Below are 25,766 nucleotides of genomic sequence, written 5' to 3'. Positions count from 1 at the left end.
GTTCTTATTAACTTATAGTTAAATAAGATAATCTTTATCATGTTGACCAATAACTCTTATTAATCACTATAAAATCTATTATTTATAAGTTTCCTGTTATTGCTGACTCCATTTAGTAATGGCAATACATTAAATGAAACTTTGGGATTATATAATTGATTGGCCAAGAATTGGTCGAACTGACACTTTGAATCTGAATTTAAAAATAATTTATAATAGTCATGAATAGACGAAAATTTGTTAGTAGTACCAGTAAAGGTGTATTAGGTACGATTGCAGCTTTATCACCTATAAATTCTTTTTCCCTTAATAAAAATGAAATCATAAATTTAGGTGTAATCGGAACGGGAGACAGGGGAGGAGGACTCATACCGTTGATAAATAAAATTTCTCAGTTTAATTTGATGGCCTGTTGTGATGTTCTACCATTCAGGTTAGAGAATGGAATAGCCCGTGCCGATAAAAAAGTAATTGGGTATTCTGACTACAGAGGTTTATTAGATAATAAGGAAATAGATGCTGTTTTGGTGGCAACGCCATTTAATACACATTCCGCGATTGAAATTGATGCTATAGATGCCAATAAACATGTTTATGGTGAAAAAACTATGGCAAAAGGTTATGAAGGGATTAAAAATTTAATTTTAAAAAAAAGAGACTGCTCTAAAATTTTCCAAGTTGGTCATCAATACCATAGTTCCAGACTTTATTCGCATGTAGTAGACATTATAAAAAATGGAGCTGTAGGAAATATTACAGCCTTTGAATGTCAGTGGAACCGAAATGGGGATTGGCGAAGACCAGTAGTTGATACTAAATTAGAACGTATTGTTAATTGGAGAATGTATAAAGAGTATTCAGGAGGGTTAGTGGCTGAACTTTGTTCTCATCAAATTGATTTTGTTAATTGGGTTCTAGATTCTGTACCAGAGCAAGTTACAGGTTCTGGCGGAGTTGATTATTGGAAAGATGGAAGGGAAACTTTTGACAATATTCATTTGATTTATACATACCCCCAAGGAGTTAAGGCCAAGTTCACTTGCTTAACATCTAATTCCATGAATGATTATCAAATTAAAGTTTTGGGGGATAAGGGAACCATTATCTTAGATTATGATAAGGCGTGGTTTTATCCAGAAGGAAATTCGGATAAAAAGGAAATAGGGGAGGTAGACGGAGTTGCAGGTGCTACAGTCCAATGGGCAAAGGGAAAGGGAATCCCGATTAATATTGAACATGCAAATTCTTCAGTACAGGCTTTAACCGATTTTGCAAACAGTATTATTGAAAACAAAACACCAGAATCTGATATTATTAGTGGTTCAAAGGCAGCAATTTCCGTACAAATGGGCCTGGATGCCTTACATGAAAATAAGATAGTAAAGTGGAAAGATGAATTTGAAAAATATTATAATTAGAAATTCAATTTATTATGTTTTAAAATTCGAATAAGCTTTTTCTAAGTTCTTGAGGTCTTATTTGAGATAAGTAAGATTAATGATAAGCCATTTCGTTCGAGATGGAAATCAAGACCAATTTAATCTCAAACAAAATAGTAAGACTTTAATGAGGATAGTTAAATAAAAAAGTAAATAATTACGATGAAATATTTAATAATTGTCATATTCGTTTTGGCAACAAATTTTACAGCTGCTCAAACCATTTATTTAGATAGTGTTTTTTCTAAAGTCACTAAATACACTTATAATTATGGTCCTGATAAAAATGAATCATTACAATTTGATTATTACGTAGCAGGAGACGATCGAGACCAGATTCCCTTAATTGTTTATGTTCATGGAGGTGGTTTTTCTAGTGGTAACAGAGATAGCGACAAAGCTGTTCGTTTTGCTGCAAAACTTGCTCAGCGGGGATATGCCGTTGCTTCTGTATCCTACAGGCTAACTATGAGAAATATTGGTTTTAGTTGCGACGTTCCCACTGATAAGAAAATAGCAGCTATTGATTCAGCGTCCTATGACGTTAGCTTAGCCGTAAAGTTTATACTCAACAACGATAATAAATTTCGGGTGGACCCAAATAAAATAATCATAGCGGGATCGAGTGCGGGTGCAGAAACGGTTTTGAATATGGCATTCTACTATGAGAATGAAATACTACCTTCAGATTTTAAATATGCAGGAATAATTAGCATGGCGGGAGCTATTAAAACACTTTCGAAAATAGATAAAAATAGGGCTGTTCCAACCCAACTTTTTCACGGAACGGGAGATAAGTTAGTGCCCTATAACATTGCCCCTCATCATTATTGTGATAGTAAAGACAAAGGCTTTTGGATGCTCTATGGTTCAAAGCCTATAGCTGAGCGTTTAAGGGGGTTAGGTGAAGCGTATCACTTCACGACCATTTATGGTGGCAACCACGGTTGGGCCGGCTTATCGATGTCTGAAGGTTTTAATGAAATTATTGACTTTTTATATAATGATGTTATAAACGTTAAATCTTTAAGACAAACAGATAGAACGATAAATAAGCTATAATTAAAAATGAATGAAAATGTGACCATATGCTCTACAACGATATATAAAAACAAGAGTCGCGATATCTGTAAATTCAAGACTTTTGTGTAAAAAAACAAATTACTGATAAAAAACAATTTGGGAAGAGTTTTCAATTAGACTAAGTTCTTGGTGAGCGGAAGTAGATTGCAACAAATGGCCAGACTGAGTTCAATATTCCATTCCTTCTTCAGTAAAAGGAGGGTTAGGGAACGAACAATTTAGCTGACACGCAGCCAACCGTAATTATTAAATAAAATACAATGAAACAATTACTTTACATTTTACTCATTTTGGTTGTGGGATGTAACACGACACCAGAAAAAAATAAGACTCCAGAACCCGTTAAAGTTATTTTTGATACGGATATGGGTCCAGATTACGATGATGTGGGAGCCATTGCTGTTTTGCATGCTTTAGCAGATAGTGGTGAATGTGACATTTTAGCAACTATTTCATGCAATAGTCATCCAAGTGTTGCCCCTACTATAGAACTCTTTAATAGGTACTTTAATAAGCCGAACATTCCCATAGGAGTGCCTGAAAAAAACGGCGTGAATTTTATCCATAAAAACAATTGGAATGATTCTACTATTGTAAGATTCGCCCCTGAGCTTAAACATTCGAAAAATTATCCTTCGGCGACTAAAGTATATCGAGAGGTTTTATCATCTCAGTCCGACAAAAGTATTACAATTGTTACCGTTGGATTTACTACAAATCTTGAAAATTTACTAAAATCAGGTCCCGATGAATTTTCTCCGCTCTCGGGTATTGAGCTAGTAAACCAGAAGGTAAAGAAACTGGTTGCGATGGCCGGGTACCTCCCAGAGGGGCGTGAATATAATGTTTATAAGCATTCAGAAGCTTCCTTTTACACGTTCAATCACTGGCCAACTCCTATACTTTTTAGCGGAGCTGAGATTGGAAATTCAATTAAGACCGGTAATAAATTAGCAGCAACGGGGTCGGTTAAAAACCCGGCTGCATGGGCTTATGCTTATAATTTAGCTACTTATAGCGAACAACCCTCTGAAAATAGAAGATCGTGGGATCAAACAGCAGTTCTTTGTGCCATAAGGGATCCGGAGAAGTATTTTTATGTTTGTGGACCTGGTGAATTTTTAGTTGACGAGGATGGTTACAATCAATGGAAACCAAAAATAAATGCCAACCATTATTTCCTCGTACATAAGTACCCTTATAAAATAGTTACTGATGTTATAGAAGAATTAATGATGCATGAACCTATATAAGGTCCATTTAACAATAAAGAAATTAAATCTGGGCATCCTCCTTTTTGGAGTGGCTAATTAAATCTTAAGATAATAATTTCCATGAATCAGAAAATTATCTACATTTTACTATTACAGTGTCCGTTTCAAATCCCGCAATATGCAAACGGGATAGAGACGGAGAAAACACGAGTAACAATTTCACAAAAGGACACGGTTATGAGTGCTGCCTACTGGAAATTGTGGATCTCTAAAGTTCAGGCAAAAATTGATCGAGATATTGAGGAAAACAGAAAAGCTGATGCGGTATTAAATCTCAAAGGGCTTCCTGCCGGAACAGCGATAACCGTAAAACAGGTTGCTCATGATTTTATTTTTGGGGCACATATATTCAATTTTTAAAAGATATGTTTCGAATATTCATTGTTATCTGTTTTGTCAACTTGACAAATGGTATTAACGCCCAAAAAATCAGCTTTGTAATTCAAGGGGATGCTGCCTATTTTATGGAGAATAAAGACAGTATTTTAAATTATCAGATAGCAGAAAAATCGCTTAATGGTACTTATCGAAGATCTAATTAAAGATAAAGGCTTTTGGATGCTTTATGGTTCAAGGCCTATAGCTGAGCGTTTAAGGGGGTTAGGTGAAGCGTATTACTTCACTTCCATTTACGGTGGCAACCACGGTTGGGCCGGCTTAACGATGTCTGAAGGTTTTAATGAAATTATTTACTTTTTATATAATGATGTTATAAACGTTAAATCTATAAGACAAACAGATAGTACGATAAACGGTTTATAATTTGAAAAGTTGGTTACCTTAATTCAGTGCCTTGTGCTGTAAGAGTCATAATGACCGATTATGAAATCCATTATAATTGATAAAAATAATTAAATGAAAAAACTAATTTTCCTTTCAGTGATTTGTCTAGGGTTTACTAAAAGTGATTTTCGCCCGGTTCACATTTTTATGATTGGTGATTCGACCATGTCCAATAAACAGAAAAAAGAAATTCCCGAATATGGTTGGGGACAGGTCTTACAACATTTCTTTAATGATTCAGTTATAGTTGAAAATCATGCAAAAAATGGACGTAGTTCAAAGAGTTTTATTGATGAGGGTAGGTGGGAAAAAGTAATTTCTAAAGTCAAAAAAGGAGATTACATTTTTATACAGTTTGGCCATAATGATAGTAAGCCCGATACCGCAAGGTATACACGTCCTTTTACCACTTACAAAAGAAATCTTGAAAAATATATTAAAGAGACCGAAGAAAAGGGAGCTATTCCCATACTTTTTACCTCTATTGTTCGAAGGCATTTTAACGAGGCAGGAACTTTAACAGACACCCATGGAGATTACATTCCTGCAGTACAACAAGTGGCCGAAGAGAATGAGGTCTATTTTATAGACATGGAAGTCAAAACCAAAACATTGGTTGAAAAAATGGGTCCGGAGAAATCGAAACAGTTGTATTTATATTTTGAACCGGGGATTTATCCTCAAAGACCAAAAGGTGCAAATGATAATACCCATTTATCCCAGTTGGGAGCATTTATGATAGCGGGTTTAGCAGTGGAGGAAATGAAGGAGTTAGAAATTCCTGTCACAAAATATTTAATTAGTAAATAAACTTGTAATCGGATATCGGTAATATAAACATAAATAGGATGCAGTTTAATTTTACCAATTTTATTTACAAGATAAATTATGGACAGAAATAAGGTTTTACTGTACTTTAAATCTAGTAAGTATGAGCATATTGTAACTATATAACAGGACTAAAGAGTTCCTCAACGATACCCAATAATTCATTTTAAAAGATATGTTTCGAATATTCATTTTTATCTGTTTTGTCAACTTGACAAATGTTATTACCGCCCAAAAAATCAGTGTTGAAATTCAAGCGGATGCTGCCCATTTTGTTGAGAATAAAGACAGTGTTTTAACTTATCAGATAGCTGAAAAATCACTTAATGGTACTAATCGAAGATCTAATTACATACACCCGTTATATACATTGGACGGGCAAATTTTAACAGAGGATTTTCCGAAAGATCATCTACATCATAGAGGAATTTTTTGGGCATGGCATCAATTGTACATTGGTGATACCCAACTAGGGGATGCATGGGATATTAAGGATTTCAGTTGGGATGTACGGTCGGTCAAGGAGGTTCAGGTAGAAGGAAAGGCCAAGGCGATACAGGCAGAGGTATTTTGGAAAACTTCTCAATGGAAAGATAACTACGGAAACGAAAAGCCCGTTGTTAGGGAGTTGACCACGATAAAAGTGTATCCCGTAGAAAATCAATATCGAAAGATAGATGTTCAAATAGCTATTCGTGCCCTAGAACCCGATATGCGCATAGGTGGATCTGAAAATGAGAAAGGGTATGGGGGTTTTTCTACACGAGTTCGGTTGGTGGACGATATTGGGTTTACCAGTTCTTCCGGCGAAACAAGGCCTCAAAATTTGCCTATAGAAGCTGGTGGTTGGATGGATATTTCCGGATCATTTGGCAAGGAAGGCGCCCTTTCAGGAATGAGTATTCTTTGTCATCCAGACAATTCTGGTTTTTCAGATCGCTGGATTTTGCGATCCGAAAATAGTATGCAAAATGCAGTGTACCCTTATCCCGGAGCAATTGCTGTGCCCTTATCACAAACGCAACCGACCATTTTGCGCTACCGTTTGATTATACACGAAGGCGGTTCGGAATTTTTGGATATTGAATCGGAACATGCAGAATATGGAAAACAATAGATGGTGGAAACTGAACTTGGTTGCTCCAATTCGTAAAGTTTAGTGATGGCAATATTATTTAAAGTGTCAAACTTGGATAATGAAAAAGTTGTTTTCAGTTAAGTTTAAAACATACATAGCAAATGAAAGAATACTAAAACTTTATGCTCAGACATAAATAAATTTAATATAGACAGAGAAAATTTATCCAAAGAGAATAACAGCATACAGAATAGGGATATTATTTAAATAGATGGACCTTATCAATTTACCTGACATAAATCGGGATAGAGTCATAATAAATAGTAAATAAATAATGAGATGAGCAATAATTTAATAGGTTGTGTTTTAATGAAAATACACTTTAACGTCATATTGCTTTGATACCAATTAAAGAAATAAACTTGAGTTTTTTGTAGATTACCGTTTTCCAAATTTTTTAATTATTCGTTGAGAATCGTTTAGATATCTTCAATTAAATACAGAATTATAATGAAAAAATCAAATGCACTTTTAATCTTAATTTGTTTAATAGCCTTTCATTCTTGCAATACGGAAACCACATCGGTGAACATCAAAGAAATTACAGTTGAGGCCCCTTTTTACATGCCTACTATTAAAATTCCTGATTTTAGTAATAGTAAAGAGTTACTAATAACTGAATTTGGTGCAATTGAAGGAGATAAGAACGCAAATTCAAAAGCTATATCAAATGCGATTCATGAGGCAAATAAAATAGGGGGAGGAATCGTCGTAATACCAAAAGGAGAATGGCTAACGAAAAAAATTCATTTGAAAAGTAATGTGAACTTGCATCTGAACGAAGGAGCTGTTCTTTTATTTTCTGAAGATCCTAAGGATTATTTACCCCCTGTTAAAACCACGTGGGAAGGTATGGAGTGTTATAACTACTCTCCGCTAATTTATGCTTATGAATGTAAAAACATCGCTATTACTGGAAAAGGCAAATTGAAAGCGAAAATGGATGTTTGGCAAAAATGGTTTGAACGTCCTTCAACTCATATGAATAGTTTAAAGCATTTATACAACTTGGCATCCAAGGGTGTCCCGGTAAATGAACGACAAATGGTAAATGATACTTCTAATTTGCGCCCCCAATTTATTCAATTAAATAGGTCTGAAAATATTTTATTGGAGGGTATAACCATCACGGACAGTCCATTTTGGGTAATCCATCCTTTTTTGTCTAAAGATATTGTAATCAAAAACGTGAAAGTTCGCGCCCATGGACACAATAATGATGGTGTTGACCCAGAAATGTCTCAGAATATGCTAATTGAAAATTGTGTTTTTGACCAAGGGGATGATGCCATTGCCTTAAAATCTGGACGCAACCAGGATGCATGGCGTTTGAATACACCTACTAAAAATGTTGTAATTAAAAATTGTATCGTAAAAAATGGACATCAACTATTAGCTATAGGAAGTGAATTATCTGGTGGTATTGAAAACATTTTTATGGATAGCTGTAAGGTAGTGGATGGCGCAGAATTAAATCATTTAGTTTTCATAAAAACAAATGAACGTAGAGGGGGATATGTTGAAAATGTTCATGTAAGAAATATTGAAGCTGGCAAAATTGAGAAAGGAGTTCTTGGTATTGAAACAGATGTATTATATCAATGGCGTAATTTGGTGCCAACGTATGAAAGAAGGTTAACACCAATTAAGAACATTCATTTAGAGAATATAAAATCAACAGATGTCAAATTTATTTCTAGAGTTTTAGGTCAGAAAGAATTACCTGTTGAAAACTTATATTTAAAGAGTGTTTTTACTGATACCATAAGAGACAAAAAACATGTACATGAGAATATTCTTAGTTTTATTGACTAAAATAGACGAATTTAAATACGATAGCCAATCGAGAAGTTCGTACTAATGTATCCTTACCCTTCTTGTAGCCTTCCCTAAGATTGTAAGCTCCCCCCTTGATAGAACTGATTACTTTTCTAAAATTTTATTAAAGTTATTGTTTTTATTCTTTTCGGGCTAGCCCGAAAATGAAAACTTACCCGTTTTCGGACAGTTCTAAGTTAAACAATCTTCTTTTTTGACCTCCTCCCATATTTAGGTACCGGTCATAACTAGAAAATCCGGGCTATTTTCATTCTTTTCGATATACTCGTTGGGGGACATGTCCCCCAACGAGCTGTGCGGTCTAAATCCATTATAATCTTCCCTCCAAATATCGAACTTTTCCTGTGCATCTTCCAAAGAAAAGAACCAATTGGCATTCAGACATTCGTCCCTGAACGAACCATTGAAGCTTTCGATAAATGGGTTATCGGTAGGTTTTCCAGGTCTTGAGAAGTCAAGTTCTACATTGTTTTCATAGGCCCATTTATCCAATACTTTGCTGATGAACTCACTTCCATTATCCACTTTGACACGCTTTGGCAGCACTTCGTTCCCAAAAGTAATAGTTTCCATAACTTGCACGACATCGCTTCCTTTGAGCGATTTTCCGGCATGGATGGCCAAGCACTTTCGACTATAGTTATCCACTATAGTTAAGGCCCTGAAGCGGTTGCCGTTATAGAACTGGTCGCAGACAAAATCCATGCTCCAGCACTCGTTCAAACTAGAAGCGTTGCCCTGATTTGGTTGTCTATGTGCGGCCGAACGGTTGCGTTTTGGGCGCTTACTCCTTAGGTTCAGACCTTCCTCGCAATAGACCCTGTACATGCGCTTGTGGTTGTCCATGAAGCCTTCCCTCCTCAAAAGGATATGGATGCGCCAGAACCCATAACGTACCCTTACCGAGGCTATCTCGTTCATACGCATCCGCAGTAGCTGGTCGCTACGCCGTCCCTTGGCCTTGTAATAGAAAACACTCTTATGCAGCAATACGAGCTTGCAGCAACGCTGAATGGAAATATTGTACTCCATCCTGATGTTATCGACCATCCCGCGCTTTCGGGACGGCCTCAGAACTTTTTTTTAAGCACGTCCTGTAAGATCTGTTTGTCCAGGCTCAGGTCGGCCACCAGTTTCTTCAACTGAGAGTTCTCCTCTTCGAGGTTCTTCAGCCTGCGCAGTTCCGATACGCCCAGCCCGCCGTATTTCTTCTTCCAATTGTAAAAGGTGGCCTCGCTCACCCCCATCTTACGGCAGACCTCTTGGATACGGGTGCCCGTCTCTACTTGTTTGATCGCAAATACGATCTGCGACTCCGAATACTTTGATCGTCTCATAAGCAAATAGTTGTTTAAAGTTAAACATTTATTCGCCCGGTTTTCTCTAGTATTAAACTGTCCGGTTTAACGGGAGGAGGTCAACCCCGATACCATCCCTTGTTCCCGCATTCCATAATATAGGTTGGCCAATGCAGATTCTACCGTAGAGGGGTCTTTGAAGACGGTCTCCGAAATCAAGTTGTTCTTTGGGGGGTCTACCTCCACAAAGTCGGAACAGCTACACGATATAATGCTAATTACAAATAGGAAGGCAATCAGTAATACGCGGTTTATTTCAAGGAATGCTCCTCCGAAGGTGATATGCCTAGAATTTATATTTTTTAAAAATTTCATCATTCTTTTTTTTGGGTTTAAAAACTAACTTGAAGTCCTAGGGTAATCTGTCTCAACGGAGGCAAACGACTATTTGTAGGCTGTTCCGGATCAGGCCCTTTGAAGTTGGTCAGGGTCCATAGATTCTGACCTTGTACATAAATATTAACATCTGGCCCCTTATCGCGGGACGGAATCTTATAATTCAGGGAAATGTTGCGCAACCGGACAAAGGATGCATCCGATACGGCAGCACTGCTCTCCTGTTGCAGTGCCCCAAGATCCTGTCCACCGGCCATTCCGGCGGAAGCCCTTTGGAATGTCCTTTCGTCTCCTACCTTTTGCCATCGATCATAGAGTTCGATCGAGGTATTTCTCTTGAACCCCGGAGTGGCATCAAAGCGCAAGGTATTGTACGACCTTTGTTTTTTGAACTGGAAGAAAAAGTCCAAAGCGATATTTTCAAAGCTAAGGGAGTTGCCCAAACCACCATACCACTTGGGGGACAGGTCCTCGACCCATTGCCGGTCTCCGATACTACTGTAATTTCCATCCCCGTCATAATCCTCGAACCGGTATAGGCCTGTTTCTGGATCCACGCCTAGGGCATGGTAAAGTTTCAGGATGGTTAGGGGTTCCCCAATAACATAACGGTTGGCAAAAGTGGAAGTTTCCAATCCATCAAAGGCAACCAGCTTATTTTTTGGGATGGTCAGATTAAGGTTCGTGGACCATTTGAACTTCCCCGAACGCAGGTTGCTACTGCGCAGTTCCACCTCCACTCCGGAGTTCTCCACGATGGCGTCAAAATTTCCGGTCAATTCCGAAAAACCGGTGGTGGCCGCCAAGGGTATCCCTACAAGTTGGTTGGAAGACCGATTGCGGTACCAAGAGGTATTGAGCAATAACCGATCCTTGAAAAATCCCAGTTCCACTGCCGCCTCGAGTTTTTGGTTTTCTTCCCAACCGAATTGGGGGTTGAAAATACCTGTTGGCTCCACGGTGGTAATCCCATCATAATTATTTCCGGTGACCGTATAGGTGTCCAAATAGCGATAGTCCCCAATATTGTCGCTCCCTGTTGTTCCATAACTGGCCCGCAACTTGCCAAAGCTCAGTGGGGATTGTTCTCCGAACAAGGCCTCCTTGGAAAATATCCAGGCAACGCCTATGGCCCCGAAGTTCCCGAATTGCTTTCCAGGCCCAAAACGGGAGGAACCGTCCCTTCGCCCCGTAAAATTAAGGATATACCTATCCAATACCTTGAGATTGATCCGTCCGAAAACCGCATTGTAATTATATTCGCTATCCGAATTGGAAATGGCCTCTATCTCTTGTGCCGCGGCCATATTGAGCAGTAGTTCATTATTTGGAAAACCAGAGCCCTTCAGTACCAATTGTTCGGTGTTCTCCCTTTGGAAGGTCGAGCCTGCGAGCATATCCACCGAGACCCCGTTCCAATGTTTATTCCAGTTTAATTGGGGCTCCACTATCCAAGACTCCCGCTGGGAGGTATTGGAGGTCAGATTGGAATAGCTCTGTGGTGTCAAACCAAAACCCGGGTTCCTGGCCGAACTGGGCATGGCCCGATACGTATCCAATCGGTAATTGGTAAAGCCTATACTGGAGCGCAGTTCCAGGTTCTGTCGAATGGAATAGGAGACCATGGCATTGGATATAAGGGTCTTTGATACAGACCCAAAACGTTCCTCTAGGGAAGCCATCGGGTTTTCCCAGGTATTGTTCTCCCAATTAAGGTTTCCCTCAGCATCATAGAGTGCAGGAGCGTTGGGCTCCAATGAATAGGCCTTTACGGTAAAGTCCGTCCTGGGCATGAGATTGTTCTCGTGGGCATAACTGGTGGAAAGGGTGATTTTGAAACGGTTGTCAGTAGAATGATGGTTCACATTGCTGTGGATATTGGCCTTGCGATAACTGGATTCCCCGGGAAACACCGTGGTTTCCTTTTGGTATGCCCCACTGATCAGAAACTGGGTCCTATCACTTCCACCGGAAATCGAAAGCTGGGCATTGTTCCGGTAGGCCGTACCCCCGATAAGTTCTTTTTGCCAATCCGTATAGCGGTCATTCTCCCATAGTTTTACATCGGGCCAGAAGAAATCGAACAAGGAACCTTCCAACTGGTCCTCAAAACCGTCGTTTTGAATTCCTTCCCTTCGGATTTCCAGGTATTGTTGGGTATCCAACAGGTCTAGAAAATGGGAAACCTTGCCCATAGTGGTACTGAGATGGGCATCGAACCGAGTTTTTCCGGGCCTTCCCTTTTTGGTCGTGATGAGCACGACACCATTGGCCCCACGCGATCCGTAGATGGCCGTGGCATCGGCATCTTTGAGTACTTCTATGCTCTTGATATCGTTGGGGTTGATTGCATTGAGCGGACTGATGTTCCCGCCAACGATCTGGCCGGAAATCTGAAAATCACCCAAGGACTGGGACCCAAAGGGCACCCCGTCCACGATGAACAATGGATCGGAAACCCCATTGATGAAATTACGGCCCCTGACCTCAATGGAGAACCCTCCTCCGGGTACTCCGGTATTCTGGACAATATTGACTCCGGAAAGATGCCCTTGCATAGCCGACAGAGGATTAGCAACGGGTTGCTTTTCTATGACATCGGCTTTAATGGTTGAAATGTTACCTGTCCGTTCCTTATCTTTTATAGAATAGTAACCCGCATTGAGCACAACCTCGTCCAGTTGAGTTACGTCTTCTTGGAGAATTACATTGATTTCCTGTCTGCCATTGACCGGAATACTTTCTGTCTTGTAGCCGATAGCCGAAAAGATTAAATGACTGTCCAGGGGTACTTGGATACTATAGGACCCGTCAAATTCCGAAATGGTTCCGGTTTTGGTTTCCCCGACTTGGATGGTAACTCCTGCAACTGGACGTCCGTCGGTATCGCTGATGGTTCCGGAAATGGCGGACTGTAGGTACTGGTAATAGGTTCCATCGTCGGTAGGGGTGTTTGCATTCATTTTTAACCCCAGGAGGGGGGTGAAAAGGAAATATACGGTAAGTAGGGGTATGGGGGCAGCCTTTATAATTGTTATTTTCTTCATAATTTAGATAATTGGTTTATACAATCGTTTTCAGTTCCACCAGCAACACTTCGTTGGTGTTTAAGGGGTTAATTTCCGCGGACAACCATTGCTACGTATCATTAGGTTGAAATAGAGCAAAGCTTGACCTGTCCAAGACCTATTTGGGTTGGAGACTGGGATTTGATAAAAAAGGGGGCTGGAATTACGTGGTATGGCCGGATGCCATAAAAATGATTTTGTCAGTTTTGGGTAAAGGAGCTATCGTTAACCGGAAAGTGAAGTATCGTAAGCCCAAAACTACAGCCAAATAAAAATTAGACCGGATTTTTGGGCTTCTTTTTAAAGAGCAGCTCATGTACCGATGGGCCATGAGCTCTCCTAATCTGGAAGTTTGGTCGCGGCCATTGTGAAACATATGTAGGATAAGGAATGCTCATAATACTTAAACTAAATGCGAGACTATATTGCACCTAGAGCAGAAGCTTCGAACTATGCTGAGAACCTAAAACGAAAAAAGCGTGGAGCTCAACTTATTGTACTAGAGGTACTGGTATACCTACACACAAATAAGAGAGCCCACGCCCGGGTCGTGAGCAATCTGCTTATTCTCTCGTGTGTTTAAAAATTACCAGTTTTCTAGTACGAGATTCAAAGCGAATGCTTCTAATATTTTTGGATTTAGAAGAATCGCAAAATTAATAATTCGATACTAATATAAGCAAATAATTTAAAATACGGGCGTTCGACCGAATAATTTTATTGACTACCTCTTTTCTTTGCTAGCATGTCTAATATCAATCTGGAAATTTGCAATTTTATCACTAAGGAGTGGTTATTTCCGTGGTTAAATGAAGGTAAATCCCAGAGTTCTTTCGCAAATAATCACAATATTGATGAAAGTACTGTTAGAAAAATAAAGAGTAAGAATGGATATAGAATTCCTGTTGAAACTCTAAGCAAAATCTGTGAAGCTAGAAATCTAAAGTTAAGCGAGTTTTTTCAAATGGTTGGGGTCTAATCCTAATTTTTCATCACTATTAATTCTAAATTCAATTACTTAGGTCACCCATAATAGTATTCCTCAGAACCTTATTACATCATAACAAAAATGCAATAATTTAATCACCTAATCGGATTAAATCCGGTTATGTAATTGGTTTTTTACATGATTTTGTTATATTTGAAATAGAAAATCGGAAATTAACCGATGATTATACGAAATAATTACAATATGGATTTCAGAGAGATGGTAAAGAAATATGCGGAGGCTCCTATATCTAGACATTTGATCTTAGGATTACTCGGTGATTATAAGCGTCCAAATGATAAGATCAGTGAGCTACTTAAAAGCAAAGCGCTTATTTCACTTAGAAGGGGACTGTATATAACGGGACCTAGAATGGACTTACCGACACCTGAACCCTTTCTAATAGCGAACCACCTTAGAGGTCCAAGTTATGTGTCATTGGAGTCCGCTTTATCCTATTGGAACATGATACCGGAAAGAGCTTATGAGGTCAGTTCAGTGACCCTAAAAACATCGAAGTTGTATAAAACTCCTGTTGGACGATACAGTTACCAACAATTAAAGGCTCCTTATTATTCCTATGGAATAAAGAGCATAGCCTATTCACCTAAGCAAACCGTATTGGTTGCCTCACCTGAAAAAGCTTTATGTGATAAAATTGTACTTACCTCCAAAATTTATCTTAGGAGCATTAAACAAACCCGTGAATTTTTAATGGAGGATCTTCGTATGGGTAGTGAGCAATTAAAAACATTGGATACGAAAGTTATGGAACTATGGATTAAAAATGCACCTAAAAAAAGTAGTCTGAAAATGCTTGTCAAAACGTTGATAGAATTATGATAAAAGAGTGGATAGCCGAGTATAACCCTAAGAATGAGGAAGAGATATTAGCTGCGTTACGAGAAATAATGCAGGAAATAACTTTAGCAGGTTTATCAAGAACCGACTTTTTTGAGAAGGCTGCTTTTTATGGAGGAACGGCACTCCGGATTTTTTATGGATTAGATCGCTATTCGGAAGATTTGGATTTTTCCTTACTCGAACCTGATTTAAATTTTTCAATCGAGCCCTATTTCAAAGCCATATTGGATGAATTTCAGTCATTAGGACTGAGCGTTAGTATCAAGGAAAAGAAAAAAACGAAACAAACCGCTATTGATTCTGCATTTCTCAAAGCTGAAACTATATGGCAAGAAATAGAACTGGTCGACATCATCCAAGAAACCGGTGTACGTTCTAACAAGACTTTGAAAATAAAAATAGAAGTTGATCGACAGCCTCCGGTTCATTTCAGCACCGAAGAAAAGTTATTGCTCCGTCCATTTTCTTTTTATGTGAAATGTTTTACCAAATCAAGTTTGTTTGCAGGTAAAATGCATGCGCTGCTTTTCAGAAAGTGGAAAAATAGGGTCAAAGGTAGAGATTGGTACGACTTGGAATGGTATATCAAAAAAGGAATCCCCTTGGATGTAAATCATTTTCTAACCAGGGCAATAGACACAAACGATTGGCAAGATAAAGGTATTTCCAATGAACAGATTATCGAGTTATTGGAAGCCAAGATTACTTCTGTTTCTTTTAGTAACATTAAAGAGGATGTTGTTCGGTTTATTCCAAATGATGATGTTTTACGGATTTGGAGCCCAGCATATTTTAAGGATTTGATTGAGAAAATTAAATTTGAAAATCCTTGATTTTAGTAAAAGGAATTTCAAAAATTATCTAATCAATAAATAAAGAGAAGGCTTCAAAACAAATTCTATCTTCCTGCTATTTAGAGGTTCGACAGAGGGAAGTACGAATCGGTAGGGTGGTTTGCATTACCCTTAAAAGAGCGTTCAGAGTAGCCTTCTAATTTCCAGGTAGCACCTTTCATACACGAGCTTTATTTCTGCAGCGGTATGGACGACTCTTTTTCTGGGCCTGGTCCGTACTATTTTCTGCAGAGCAAACCGCAGCTTACGATCTTTACCATCCGCAAAAGCAATAAACTCCCCTTGTTTTAAACGAAAGAACGTATCCGCCCTACGTTTCGATACCTCTTTTTCCCCTTTTGTAATCCTACTTTCCAGACTCAGCCCGCTACTTTTGCTAATGCTGTGTGTCGGTTTTTTTATGATCTCGAAAAAACGTTCGTAGTATTTAGCGGTGTCCGGGTCGTTTACTTTTCCAAAGAACTGGTAGGAGAGGTTGCTCAATATCGCCTTGCTAGCCCTATCACCGTACAACAGATCATTCTGCACCTTGTCCTGCATGACATAGATGGTACAAATCTCATAGCTACGCAATGTGGCCGGAATCCGGTGCATATTGGGAAGTTTCAGGGTAGGGGCCTCTTCCATTAAAAGAAAGGAAGGCTTCCAGCCATGAACACTCATCTGTTTTATTATGGTATGCATTACCATGGCGATAATAGGGGAGTAGGCCGAATCGTATTTTGGGTCGTTGACCAACGATATAATGGCCGGGTGGTCGGGGTTGTTGATGTCCAGAGGCACTTCGTCCTTGGAAAGTACAAAGAACATCTTTTGGGAACTGATTTTTTTAAAGGCGTTGGCCAGGGTACTTTTTACCCCGGCGGTCTGCTTTTCCGATTCGGTACCATTGAGAAAGGCACTGGCCATACTGCGGGCGGTAAGGTCGGATTTGAGGAAGGCTACCAATTTTTTTGTCGATACAGACTGGAAAAATGCGATGATATGTGGAAGCGTGCAATACTCCGGGTAGGCAGTTTTCATTTTCCATATCATCCCGCTTAAAAGCCCTTCTACCGCATCCGAGAAAAATTTATTGCTGCCCTTGTTCTGTGACAGGTCCTGTTCCAATAGGTTTTCCATGAGTACCCGGGACACTTCGTTTACGCTTTCCTCATTGGGCAAATATTTGGGAGCGATCGGATTGACCCTATAATGGATGTCCCCAATGGCTATCGTATAGAAGCGTATACCTGCTTCCTTGAACAGGGGATAGGCGATTTCGGAGAGATCAAAGTTCTTGTAGTCATGGATGACCCCGCAAAACCCGTAGGCACTGAAATGTTGTAAAAAATTATAGACTACGCTTTGGGTCTTGCCGCTCCCTGCAGAACCGATGATGGAGGCCCCCCTTCGGATATTGGCCACCTTGAAGGTTCCGTACCTCAATTTAAACCGAACCCTATATTTCTTGTCGGTCCGGGCGTTCGTTTCCCTACTGAGTATGGCATACAGTACCGTTGCGGTAAAGAGTATAGGTACCAGTATGTAAAGGACAATATGTTCAACGTGCCAGTTCATATCCCAATGGAGGCGGATTCAATGGCCTTGCCAATGCCCTTTTTCAAAATATGTATCGCTTTCATGGTCAGTTGCAGCTTGTTGGTGGGGATAGTCAAGAGAGCCGTATCGACCCCGGATCTTTGCAACAGCTGAAACGCCAAGGCCCTTTCATTGGTGGGAAGTTTTGTAATCGTAGAAAAATACAGCTTCGGATTTTTTAGAAAGGTTTTTCTTGCCCGGTAGGTTTCTACGTAGTTTCGTTTGTAACCGAACATTTTATCGTAGGTCTTTTCCGCTCTTTTATAAAAAGCGTCCCTATCAAAACCTCGTTTCACCTTCTTGCCGTTCATCAGAACCTCGGAAGCCCTGTATTTGCTTCCTGGCGAAAGACTGTAGCGATTGGAGGCATCCTTTCGGCTGACGATAATATGGATATGGCTCTGTGGTCCCGGTTTTGACGTGCCCCGCACGATGCGAATACCGTTGATTTGGTGTGGTGCTTCCTGTTCCAATTGCTCGATCCGCTGTTGTAGCTTCGAGATGTTCCCGCGCAGTTCCCCATGCTCGATACGTCTTATTTCTTGTTTTAATTGAAGTATTTGGGTAGCATAGGGTTGGTTTTCGATAATCTCTTTATCACCGCCCTTAAAAGTGCGATAGTGCTCGATCTTAGCGTAATATTTGATATCATCTATGGTCACGGGCCTGCCGTTGATTTCCCTGTTGAACGATGACGCATAGGCCTTCATTACCTCCGTGGTGTATCGCTTTAGCGCTTCTTGCGAACTTTGTATGGTCTTCAGTTCCCTTTCGCTGGGATTTAAGGTAATGGAATAGAATTTAGGTTCGGACTTTTTAAGTTTGGCGGTGTTCCCATCTATGGCGCTTATTACCTCTTGCCTCAATATTCCCTCTTCGTACTGGTCAAAGAAGTGTTCGAGGTCGTCCGTGTTTTTTCCTACGTTTTCCTTTTCAAGGTAGTTGACGAAGTCGACTGCGCTCTGGGCGTAGTTCCCGTCAGTTTTCTGGGCGGTGATCGTGATATACATTACAGTTCATTATTAAATCGTTCAAACTCGTTTTCGTCCATATTCAGTTTATAATAGCCCCTGCCGAAGGTTCCCTTTACGTAGGTCATTCTTTCCAAGAGCTCCTGCATCCGGTTTTTGTAGTTGCCCAGATGTTGCTGTATTTCCTCGTATCGATTCCGGTAGTGTTCCATTTCGGTATCCCTGGAGAAGGGTTCTGAAGTTTCAAAAACAAAATTTTCTTCCTTTCCTTCTTGGTCTTCCTGTTTAGCGATTTCGTGGAATAGGGTATCGAGCATTGTTTTGGTCGGTAAGGTCTGGTGCTTCTCGATATTTTTAAGGATGGCAATAAGGGCATTGATGCGCTTGTTGGTCCTGTTGTTCTTTATACCTAGGTCATCATTTGGCAAAAGGTCGTTGCGCTCGAAAAAGTCCATAATGGCTTCCAGGGTGTGGGTATGGGAGTCGGATACCAATTTGGAAAAGGCCCGAAATCGCCGGGCCACTTCCTTTTTGATGCTGATGGCCGAAAAATGATATTTTTGGTAGGAATCCTTCATCTTTTACTGTAAAGTTTTGCCTGTTTACGGGGGTTACAATCCCATTTACTGTAAGGGTACCTTTTCAACTTAAATATTTTATATTTTAAACAACTGGTTATCAGTATGTTAAATTATATAACATCGCGTAGCGTGTTACCCTCTTGCTTCTCCTTTTCGTTCCGCAGGGACCCGAACGTTCGAACAAGCTGACCAAGGTCAGTTGCCTTCTATGTTTTGTTTTTTTGGATACGGTCATCGAGGAAAGTCAAATCAAAATGAGGTGATGACCGTTAGCGCACTACATGTGCCTAACGCCCTAAAGATATGTAAAATAGGGCATTGAACATAGAAAAAGCCCTTCATAATAAAAGGGCCGTTTTGGTGTAATTTGCTATTTTAACATTCGTTATCTACTAACAGGATCATAGCAGTCCGTTGTCCTTAAAACTATAATACCCACCGTTGGGGGCAATAATCAAATGGTCCAAAATCGTGATATCAAAAAGTCGTGCCGCTTTGTAGATTTTAAGGGTCACGGCTTTGTCCGCTTCACTGGGCCTTAATTTTCCAGACGGGTGGTTGTGGGCCAAAATGACGGTCGTGGACAATGTTTTGAGTATCAGGGCGAACAATATCCGTAGGTCGACCATGGTCCCTGTAATCCCACCGACCGACAAGGGGTAGATTCCTTTCACCTTATTGGAATGGTTTAGCAAGAGTACTTTGAAGGTTTCCCTCAATCCTATGGTGTCGGTATCCCAGTTTTCATATAGTAATTTTGCCACATCTTGGGAGCTTTTCATGGGTATTGCTTCAAAAATGCCTGTATTTTCATGATAGCTTACCTGTATTTCATTGACCTGTGTTTTCATATGCTAAGATGTTTTTAAGTCGTGAATAGTGAGGGAACCCTAGCATTCTAGGATTCCCTCTGATTTATAGTTTACCTATTTCCCAATAGAAGGATTTCATCCGCTACCACTTCGGTAACATAACGTTGGTTGCCATCGTCCGTGGTATAGGTACGGGTCTTCAGTTTGCCGGCCACCCCGACCTCTTTGCCTTTCTCGACATATTTTTCTATGATTTCGGCGGTCTTGCCCCAAGACACAATGGTGTGCCAGTCGGTGTCCGTTTTTTTATCGCCCTTGTTATCTTTATAATGGACATTTGTGGCGAATGAAAAGCGGGCGACTTTTTTGCCACTTTCAAGGTTGGTAATGGTCGGTTCCTGTCCGACGTTTCCGATCAACTGTACGTGATTTCTGATAGTACTCATAATAGAAGATTTAAATGGTTCATATTTCCCTTTTTGGTTTCAGCTGAATTCAATTTTAAGGGGTGTTTGTTTGCTTTCTTCTGTGCACCGCACAATGGAGGGAGTGGGTTTTGTCCAGACTTTCAGGGTGCAAATCGGGAGTGTCTGCAACGTAGTAAAACCGTTGGGTTTTCAAGGAGGTAGATACCCGATCTGTACCCTGAAACTTGTATAGTCTTGACAAGTTCCATTAGGGCATTAGCCATTCTTTCGTGCCTATTCGTGATTTGAGCGTACCGGCAGTTAAGCGAAAGGAGGGGATGGGACCGTATTAGAATGGCTTATGGCATACCTGTTTTTCGCCGTCCCGAAAAACAAGACAGGCTCCCGCCATTATAAACCCCTTAAAATGTTTAAGACAGCGGTTTGGTTTTTCAGGATTTTCAAGTGAGGGCTCAAGAAGTCCTCGCCGAAAATCCGCTCAAGAAAATCAAGTCGAGGTCTTTCCGTTGAGAAAGCGGACGTAATTCGCGGTTTTCACTCCGGAATGAAGTCTTCCTTCCCAGGGAAGCGGGTAGGGGTTACGCAATGGAGCGTTAAAATTGTGAATTATGTCCAAGAGTCAGAAAGGGAAGCTTTTTACACGATGTGGAGTGGTCGCCCGCTTTTCTAGCGGGCGACCGTGGAATGTCGTGGAATGTGCTGACTGGATATAACCATCGGCTATAAATTTGGTAATCCAGTTTGAGGTACTGGAGGAACTTGTTTTTTATGCCATTGCATGGACTTCATAGAACAGCTTCTATCCAACCTATCTAGTTATTAAAGCTGTCCTTTAAAATCTTGTGATACAGGATTTCTCTCTTTACTATTTTAATATTTATTTAAATAGCTATTAACGTCCAGTAGCATGAAATTATCTGACCGGCTGGTTTCTACATTTTAAAATAGGAAATCACCTTTTTTTTGTTTTATCACTTTCCGAAAGTTCATTAATAAAGGTGCTTCTTCGCAGCTAAACTTAACATATCTTGAAATGAAAGTGATGATTTGCTCTTTCAGTTAAACAGATCTTCGGTTTAAGGTTATTCTCTTATATGTATTTTGTTTAAGATTGTAGTGCATAATAAATACAACAATCTATTATCTTTATATTGATCTCTAATTATGACTATGCCAATAAATATTGTGATATATAGGTCGTACTTGTTGTCGAAGCTAGCGAATAATCGTAATATATGATGTTGCATTAGGAACGTAGGGAAAAAACATTAGTAAGGAAAACCGGAATCGCATTTACAATTGAGCGAGTTTTATATTTGGACGTTCTTACCGAATTTTAAGTATTAGGTCGGTCTCCCATTTGTGGAGCGTTGACAATTTTTTCGGTATAGTGAAGGTGTACACCATCGGGCTTACCTGCGAGCAAGGTAATAGACCTCAAGACAAATGCGTACAACCAGAAATTGTGGATTAAATGTGGGTTAAAAGGAGACTAGGTGTTGGTTCTTAATTTCGATAAAAGTCAGGTAGCTCTAGCGCTGTGGAGAGTTTCTATCCAGTGTAAGAACGCGGGAATGACTGTTTGCTAGTTGTCGATGCAATAAAGAGAGTGTCTGACTTTCAATCGGGAAGGTTTGTCTTTGTAGCGAAAAATACACTAAACAATTATGAATGCAAGGGTGCGGGACACCTACAACCCATATAGGGAATATTATTCCCAGTTTCTTGTGTACAATACGGTAAAAGTAGATGGTGCTTCTTCATATTGAGATGCTAAGTTATCACGCTTTCGATTTAATCTGGCAGTATCCAAAATCTGAACAAAAAGAAGGTTTCTATAAAGATATAATCTTTTCCGATGTTTATTTTTTAGAGCCAGAAACACGTAGTGACCAATCGAGAACTGTAAGTATAGTACGGACTGGTGAATAAACTGGGTGTTATGTAGATATTTCGGTCAAAAAAGCAACAAGGGAGAGATAAATTCCAAGACTATTTCTGCCACAATCTTGGCCAAAGTATACTAATTATGGATAAAGATGGGAGCCCATTGTCCCTTACACCTGATGAAGAAATGGCATGTGCAGATAGTCATTTGTATGGTCTGGAATTATATGTGGAATAAGAAGTCGGTTAGACTAGAAAACGATTATCAGACAGAATGGAAAATAGACATGCCAGAAGGTAAGGACGGTATTTATATGAACCTTTGGATGAAAGGAACAGACGGGCGTGAAGTATTTTCAATCAAATCTCCGCCCAATAAAGCCTTTAAAGGAAATCACGGCCTTCCCTATGAGGTAGGCAATGAACCATATTTAACTTTAGCCGCCCGACAACATGGGCCAGCTTGGGAAAATCCATTCGTTTGCGTTTATGAGCCTTTTTCGTCATCCAAAGGAAAAAGTATAACTAAAATTCTAGTTTTAAGGATGAAAATGATAATTCGGAATTTGTGGGTATCATGGTAATCCATAAATCAGGTAGAGAGGATTTTGTTTTTCTTCTGCCAATCATGAAAAGGCAACTCATAAAGATATGGTTACAGATGCAACCTATACATTGATTTGCCTTGAGGAAAATAGCGATTGGGTCATTTTTGTAGGTAATGGAAAAAGAAACTAAAGCGCAAGGTTTTAATATTAAAGGCTCGGAGTCGGGAAATGTGGTTCTTGAGGGAAGAGAAGGAAAATATTGGTTGCATAATGAGGCGCCGGTAACTATTTTATACAAAGGAAAATCTAAGGAATTCGGAGCTGATAACCGCAGGTCCATAACTATAAATTAATTATATAATGCCATTAAATACCAACAAATCGTACCTAAGTGTTTTCTGTATCCTTCAATTGTTTTTAATGGGGACTATAACGGTCTCAGGACAACATGAGCCTTCTGAACTTAAACTTTGGTACGATGCACCGGCCGCCGATTGGAACGAGGCACTTCCTTTGGGAAATGGACGCCTAGGAGCTATGGTTTTCGGTAACCCGTCGAACGAGAATATACAGTTAAATGAACTTACGTTGTGGGCCGGTGGGCCGCACCGTAACGATAATCCCGAAGCCAAGCAGGAGCTATCTAAAATCAGGAAATTGATATTTGAGAAGAAGTTCGAGGAAGCCCATCAATTAGCGAACGACAAATTTATTTCTAAAACCTCGCATGGCATGCCCTACGAAACCGTAGGGAATTTAAGATTGAGTTTTCCTGATCATCAAGTTTATTCGGATTATTATCGAGAATTGAATATTGAAAACGCCATCAACACTACCAAATATATCGTTGATGGCGTCACATACCATCGTGAGATATTTACATCCTTCTCCGATCAGGTAATTGTTATGAAATTAACTGCAAGCGAAAAGGGTAAAATTAGTTTTACAGCAGCTATGGACCGCCCAGAACCGGCAAAAATCTCCTTTTTTACGGAAAGCGATAATATATTGGTAATGACGGGTCATGGAAGTGATACCAGAAGCAAGCGCTTGCCAAAGGAGGCGGCACCCATTAAGGGGGAAGTTGTTTTTGACTCACGTGTTAAAATCGTACCTCAAGGTGGTAAACTGACCACCATGAACGATAAGTTAAAAGTTGAGAATGCAGACAGTGTTATTTTATACCTTTCAATTGCTACTAATTTCGTGAACTATCAAGATGTTAGTGCGGATGCCCATAAGCGGGCGAAAGAATATTTGGACAAGGCGGAGCATAAGAGTTATTATAACTTAGTGAACGACCATACTGCATTCTACAAAAAGTATTTTGATAGGGTAGTATTAAATTTAGGTACTTCTGAAGCGGCAAAAAAACCTACGGATGTCAGAATCAAAGAATTTAGTGAAGGTTATGATCCCGCGCTGGCGGCACTCTATTTTCAATATGGGAGATACTTACTGATTTCTTCTTCACAACCTGATGGGCAACCTGCTAATTTGCAAGGCTTGTGGAACAATCTTCTGACTCCTCCTTGGAAGAGCGCCTATACGGTAAATATCAATACCGAAATGAATTACTGGCCTGCAGAGGTCACGAATTTGCCGGAAATGCATGAGCCGTTGATACAAATGGTTCGTGAACTATCGGAAGCAGGAAAAGAAACCGCAAAAGTTATGTACGGAGCCGATGGTTGGGTAACGCATCATAACACCGATTTATGGCGTATCTGTGGTCCTGTAGACGGGGCAACTTGGGGTATCTGGCCCACTGGCGGAACCTGGTTGTCACAGCATGTCTGGGATAAATTTATGTTCAATGGGGATTTAGAGTATTTAAAGACCGTTTACCCGGCCATGAAAGGTGCCGCAGCGTTTTGTTTAAGCGTGCTTACGCCAGAACCAACAAACGGTTGGTTGGTGATAGCACCTTCTATATCTCCAGAGAATGGACCTAGTGTGCGTAGTAGGCAAATTAATATAGAAGCAGGTACAACGATGGATATCCAATTGGTATTCGATATGTTGACGAAGACCATAGAAGCGGCCAATTTATTGGAAACGGATAAAGAACTGGTCAAAAAAATGGAAACTGCCTTGGCCAAACTACCACCTATGCAAATAGGGAAACATGGTCAGATTCAAGAATGGTTAGAAGATTTGGACAACCCGGATGATAAACACCGTCATGTTTCCCATTTATACGGACTCTATCCTTCCAATCAAATATCACCATATAGAAATGCGGAACTTTTTAAAGGTGCTGAAAATACGCTCATACAAAGAGGAGACCCATCCACAGGATGGTCTATGAATTGGAAAATAAACCTATGGGCTCGTTTGTTGGATGGCAATCATGCGTATAAATTAATGGGAGACCAGATAAAATTGGTGGGTAGGCCAGATTCACCAAAGGGCGGTGGTACCTATGCCAATATGTTGGATGCACATCCACCTTTTCAGATAGATGGGAATTTTGGATTTACTTCCGGCTTAACGGAGATGTTGCTACAGAGCCACGATGGCGCGGTACACTTGTTACCAGCTTTGCCAGATGTATGGAAAGAGGGAAAGGTTACGGGCCTAAGAGCCAGAGGAGGATTTGAAATAGTGACGATGGATTGGAAAGAAGGGAAAGTGACTAAAGTAACCCTCAAGTCCAATTTGGGAGGTAATCTGCGTATACGTTATTACAATGAATTGGTTTTAGAAGATGATAAAACCTTGAAAAAGGCCCAAGGCGATAACCCGAATAAATTTTACACAACTCCGGAAATAAAGGAGCCTCTTGTTGATAAAGCATCTCAGATAGACAGTCCGTCATTAAAGCCAGTCTATCTATATGACCTGAAAACAAAGGCTGGAGAAGAGGTTACCCTTACAGGAAAGGAATAGCCTTCTTTCTTACATAAATAGCATTTTCATATTACTGTAGAACCACCAATAAGGAGGTGTTGGGCGCATATCTATAGAACAGTGATTCCGGCTTTGGTATGTCTACAGGAAACAGCCGCTGCACCGCTATGAACAACCGGGCAACTGGGCTCAGTAAAAGAACGAGGCTTAATAGGTCCTTGGGAAGGGGATGGTACCAAATTTGCAGCAAAAG

Annotated in this window: 22 protein-coding genes; 14 read left to right on the top strand and 8 right to left on the bottom strand. The window is 40.0% G+C overall.

All coding sequences use genetic code 11. The features are described 5' to 3' along the window. Positions 1-221 precede the first annotated feature (221 nt). From P0077_RS01470 to P0077_RS01435, 8 genes are all read left to right on the top strand, one after another. Positions 222-1,418 carry a Gfo/Idh/MocA family protein gene (locus tag P0077_RS01470; protein WP_276167410.1) on the top strand — a complete coding sequence of 399 codons (1,197 nt, stop codon included), beginning with the start codon at positions 222-224 and terminating at the stop codon, positions 1,416-1,418. A gap of 183 nt (positions 1,419-1,601) precedes the next feature. Beyond that, entirely contained in the window at positions 1,602-2,501 is a 900-nt protein-coding gene (locus P0077_RS01465) for an alpha/beta hydrolase (protein ID WP_276167409.1), read from the top strand. Between the two features lie 281 nt (positions 2,502-2,782). Next, a complete protein-coding gene (locus tag P0077_RS01460) occupies positions 2,783-3,775 on the top strand; it encodes a nucleoside hydrolase (RefSeq protein ID WP_276167408.1) in 993 nt (330 codons plus the stop codon). A gap of 81 nt (positions 3,776-3,856) precedes the next feature. After that, positions 3,857-4,156: a hypothetical protein gene (locus P0077_RS01455; protein WP_276167407.1), complete on the top strand. Its 300-nt coding sequence runs from the start codon at positions 3,857-3,859 to the stop codon at positions 4,154-4,156. 156 nt (positions 4,157-4,312) lie between these two features. Next, complete coding sequence (locus P0077_RS01450; RefSeq protein ID WP_276167406.1) at positions 4,313-4,558, top strand: hypothetical protein; 246 nt, start codon at positions 4,313-4,315, stop codon at positions 4,556-4,558. A gap of 93 nt (positions 4,559-4,651) precedes the next feature. Continuing rightward, complete coding sequence (locus P0077_RS01445; RefSeq protein ID WP_276167405.1) at positions 4,652-5,389, top strand: rhamnogalacturonan acetylesterase; 738 nt, start codon at positions 4,652-4,654, stop codon at positions 5,387-5,389. A 193-nt stretch (positions 5,390-5,582) separates the two neighbouring features. Then, the gene (locus P0077_RS01440) at positions 5,583-6,524 is read left to right on the top strand and encodes a DUF6807 family protein (protein WP_276167404.1); all 942 of its coding nucleotides are present in this window, start codon (positions 5,583-5,585) and stop codon (positions 6,522-6,524) included. A gap of 471 nt (positions 6,525-6,995) precedes the next feature. Then, on the top strand, positions 6,996-8,360 hold the full coding sequence (locus P0077_RS01435; RefSeq protein ID WP_276167403.1) for a glycoside hydrolase family 28 protein: 1,365 nt from the start codon (positions 6,996-6,998) through the stop codon (positions 8,358-8,360). Between the two features lie 234 nt (positions 8,361-8,594). Here the strand turns inward: P0077_RS01435 and P0077_RS01430 are convergent. From P0077_RS01430 to P0077_RS01420, 3 genes are all read right to left on the bottom strand, one after another. Continuing rightward, positions 8,595-9,721 (bottom strand): IS3 family transposase gene (locus P0077_RS01430; RefSeq protein ID WP_432422796.1). Its coding sequence is split into 2 segments (ribosomal slippage): positions 8,595-9,469 and positions 9,469-9,721, totalling 1,128 coding nucleotides; the frame shifts between segments, so codons are not numbered across the junction. 66 nt (positions 9,722-9,787) lie between these two features. Next, complete coding sequence (locus tag P0077_RS01425) at positions 9,788-10,060, bottom strand: hypothetical protein (protein ID WP_276167401.1); 273 nt, start codon at positions 10,058-10,060, stop codon at positions 9,788-9,790. Between the two features lie 14 nt (positions 10,061-10,074). Next, positions 10,075-13,041, bottom strand: coding sequence for a SusC/RagA family TonB-linked outer membrane protein (locus P0077_RS01420; RefSeq protein ID WP_276169159.1), 2,967 nt, complete (start codon positions 13,039-13,041; stop codon positions 10,075-10,077). 850 nt (positions 13,042-13,891) lie between these two features. Here P0077_RS01420 and P0077_RS01415 point away from each other — a divergent pair. From P0077_RS01415 to P0077_RS01405, 3 genes are all read left to right on the top strand, one after another. Next, complete coding sequence (locus P0077_RS01415; RefSeq protein ID WP_276167400.1) at positions 13,892-14,125, top strand: helix-turn-helix domain-containing protein; 234 nt, start codon at positions 13,892-13,894, stop codon at positions 14,123-14,125. 213 nt (positions 14,126-14,338) lie between these two features. Continuing rightward, complete coding sequence (locus tag P0077_RS01410; protein ID WP_276167399.1) at positions 14,339-14,977, top strand: type IV toxin-antitoxin system AbiEi family antitoxin domain-containing protein; 639 nt, start codon at positions 14,339-14,341, stop codon at positions 14,975-14,977. Then, on the top strand, positions 14,974-15,831 hold the full coding sequence (locus P0077_RS01405; protein WP_276167398.1) for a nucleotidyl transferase AbiEii/AbiGii toxin family protein: 858 nt from the start codon (positions 14,974-14,976) through the stop codon (positions 15,829-15,831). Before P0077_RS01410 ends, P0077_RS01405 begins: the two co-directional genes overlap by 4 nt. Before the next feature lie 144 nt (positions 15,832-15,975). Here the strand turns inward: P0077_RS01405 and P0077_RS01400 are convergent, their stop codons facing one another. From P0077_RS01400 to P0077_RS01380, 5 genes are all read right to left on the bottom strand, one after another. Next, a complete protein-coding gene (locus P0077_RS01400) occupies positions 15,976-17,412 on the bottom strand; it encodes a type IV secretory system conjugative DNA transfer family protein (RefSeq protein WP_276167397.1) in 1,437 nt (478 codons plus the stop codon). After that, positions 17,409-18,443 carry a MobB family relaxase gene (gene mobB / locus P0077_RS01395; RefSeq protein WP_276167396.1) on the bottom strand — a complete coding sequence of 345 codons (1,035 nt, stop codon included), beginning with the start codon at positions 18,441-18,443 and terminating at the stop codon, positions 17,409-17,411. Before mobB ends, P0077_RS01400 begins: the two co-directional genes overlap by 4 nt. After that, positions 18,443-18,982, bottom strand: a complete 540-nt coding sequence (locus tag P0077_RS01390; protein WP_276167395.1) for a BfmA/BtgA family mobilization protein — start codon at positions 18,980-18,982, stop codon at positions 18,443-18,445. The genes mobB and P0077_RS01390 overlap by 1 nt, the downstream gene beginning before the upstream one ends. A gap of 404 nt (positions 18,983-19,386) precedes the next feature. Next, complete coding sequence (locus P0077_RS01385; RefSeq protein WP_276167394.1) at positions 19,387-19,836, bottom strand: JAB domain-containing protein; 450 nt, start codon at positions 19,834-19,836, stop codon at positions 19,387-19,389. 71 nt (positions 19,837-19,907) lie between these two features. After that, a complete protein-coding gene (locus P0077_RS01380) occupies positions 19,908-20,243 on the bottom strand; it encodes a single-stranded DNA-binding protein (RefSeq protein WP_276167393.1) in 336 nt (111 codons plus the stop codon). Positions 20,244-22,264: 2,021 nt separating this feature from the next. Here P0077_RS01380 and P0077_RS01375 point away from each other — a divergent pair. The 3 genes from P0077_RS01375 (at position 22,265) to P0077_RS01365 (ending at position 25,552) form a co-directional block, all read left to right on the top strand. Beyond that, positions 22,265-22,696 carry a hypothetical protein gene (locus P0077_RS01375; RefSeq protein WP_276167392.1) on the top strand — a complete coding sequence of 144 codons (432 nt, stop codon included), beginning with the start codon at positions 22,265-22,267 and terminating at the stop codon, positions 22,694-22,696. 137 nt (positions 22,697-22,833) lie between these two features. Next, positions 22,834-23,013: a hypothetical protein gene (locus P0077_RS01370; RefSeq protein WP_276167391.1), complete on the top strand. Its 180-nt coding sequence runs from the start codon at positions 22,834-22,836 to the stop codon at positions 23,011-23,013. 7 nt (positions 23,014-23,020) lie between these two features. After that, positions 23,021-25,552, top strand: a complete 2,532-nt coding sequence (locus P0077_RS01365; protein WP_276167390.1) for a glycoside hydrolase family 95 protein — start codon at positions 23,021-23,023, stop codon at positions 25,550-25,552. Positions 25,553-25,766 lie beyond the last annotated feature (214 nt).

Source organism: Zobellia alginiliquefaciens (genome assembly GCF_029323795.1).
Lineage (GTDB): Bacteria > Bacteroidota > Bacteroidia > Flavobacteriales > Flavobacteriaceae > Zobellia > Zobellia alginiliquefaciens.
The sequence above is the reverse complement of the archived record's forward strand: the minus strand, read 5'-3'. Positions and strand labels throughout refer to the sequence as shown.

Excerpts from the sequence above, each read along its gene's own strand:
- P0077_RS01465 (WP_276167409.1), top strand. The coding sequence starts at position 1,602 with ATGAAATATTTAATAATTGTCATATTCGTTTTGGCAACAAATTTTACA.
- P0077_RS01435 (WP_276167403.1), top strand. The coding sequence starts at position 6,996 with ATGAAAAAATCAAATGCACTTTTAATCTTAATTTGTTTAATAGCCTTT.
- P0077_RS01365 (WP_276167390.1), top strand. The coding sequence starts at position 23,021 with ATGCCATTAAATACCAACAAATCGTACCTAAGTGTTTTCTGTATCCTT.
- P0077_RS01445 (WP_276167405.1), top strand. The coding sequence starts at position 4,652 with ATGAAAAAACTAATTTTCCTTTCAGTGATTTGTCTAGGGTTTACTAAA.
- P0077_RS01410 (WP_276167399.1), top strand. The coding sequence starts at position 14,339 with ATGGATTTCAGAGAGATGGTAAAGAAATATGCGGAGGCTCCTATATCT.
- P0077_RS01460 (WP_276167408.1), top strand. The coding sequence starts at position 2,783 with ATGAAACAATTACTTTACATTTTACTCATTTTGGTTGTGGGATGTAAC.
- P0077_RS01440 (WP_276167404.1), top strand. The coding sequence starts at position 5,583 with ATGTTTCGAATATTCATTTTTATCTGTTTTGTCAACTTGACAAATGTT.
- P0077_RS01470 (WP_276167410.1), top strand. The coding sequence starts at position 222 with ATGAATAGACGAAAATTTGTTAGTAGTACCAGTAAAGGTGTATTAGGT.
- mobB (WP_276167396.1), bottom strand. The coding sequence starts at position 18,443 with ATGTATATCACGATCACCGCCCAGAAAACTGACGGGAACTACGCCCAG.
- P0077_RS01455 (WP_276167407.1), top strand. The coding sequence starts at position 3,857 with ATGAATCAGAAAATTATCTACATTTTACTATTACAGTGTCCGTTTCAA.
- P0077_RS01380 (WP_276167393.1), bottom strand. The coding sequence starts at position 20,243 with ATGAGTACTATCAGAAATCACGTACAGTTGATCGGAAACGTCGGACAG.
- P0077_RS01385 (WP_276167394.1), bottom strand. The coding sequence starts at position 19,836 with ATGAAAACACAGGTCAATGAAATACAGGTAAGCTATCATGAAAATACA.
- P0077_RS01370 (WP_276167391.1), top strand. The coding sequence starts at position 22,834 with ATGGAAAAAGAAACTAAAGCGCAAGGTTTTAATATTAAAGGCTCGGAG.
- P0077_RS01415 (WP_276167400.1), top strand. The coding sequence starts at position 13,892 with ATGTCTAATATCAATCTGGAAATTTGCAATTTTATCACTAAGGAGTGG.
- P0077_RS01405 (WP_276167398.1), top strand. The coding sequence starts at position 14,974 with ATGATAAAAGAGTGGATAGCCGAGTATAACCCTAAGAATGAGGAAGAG.
- P0077_RS01375 (WP_276167392.1), top strand. The coding sequence starts at position 22,265 with ATGGGAGCCCATTGTCCCTTACACCTGATGAAGAAATGGCATGTGCAG.
- P0077_RS01420 (WP_276169159.1), bottom strand. The coding sequence starts at position 13,041 with ATGAATGCAAACACCCCTACCGACGATGGAACCTATTACCAGTACCTA.
- P0077_RS01450 (WP_276167406.1), top strand. The coding sequence starts at position 4,313 with ATGGTACTTATCGAAGATCTAATTAAAGATAAAGGCTTTTGGATGCTT.
- P0077_RS01425 (WP_276167401.1), bottom strand. The coding sequence starts at position 10,060 with ATGATGAAATTTTTAAAAAATATAAATTCTAGGCATATCACCTTCGGA.
- P0077_RS01400 (WP_276167397.1), bottom strand. The coding sequence starts at position 17,412 with ATGAACTGGCACGTTGAACATATTGTCCTTTACATACTGGTACCTATA.
- P0077_RS01390 (WP_276167395.1), bottom strand. The coding sequence starts at position 18,982 with ATGAAGGATTCCTACCAAAAATATCATTTTTCGGCCATCAGCATCAAA.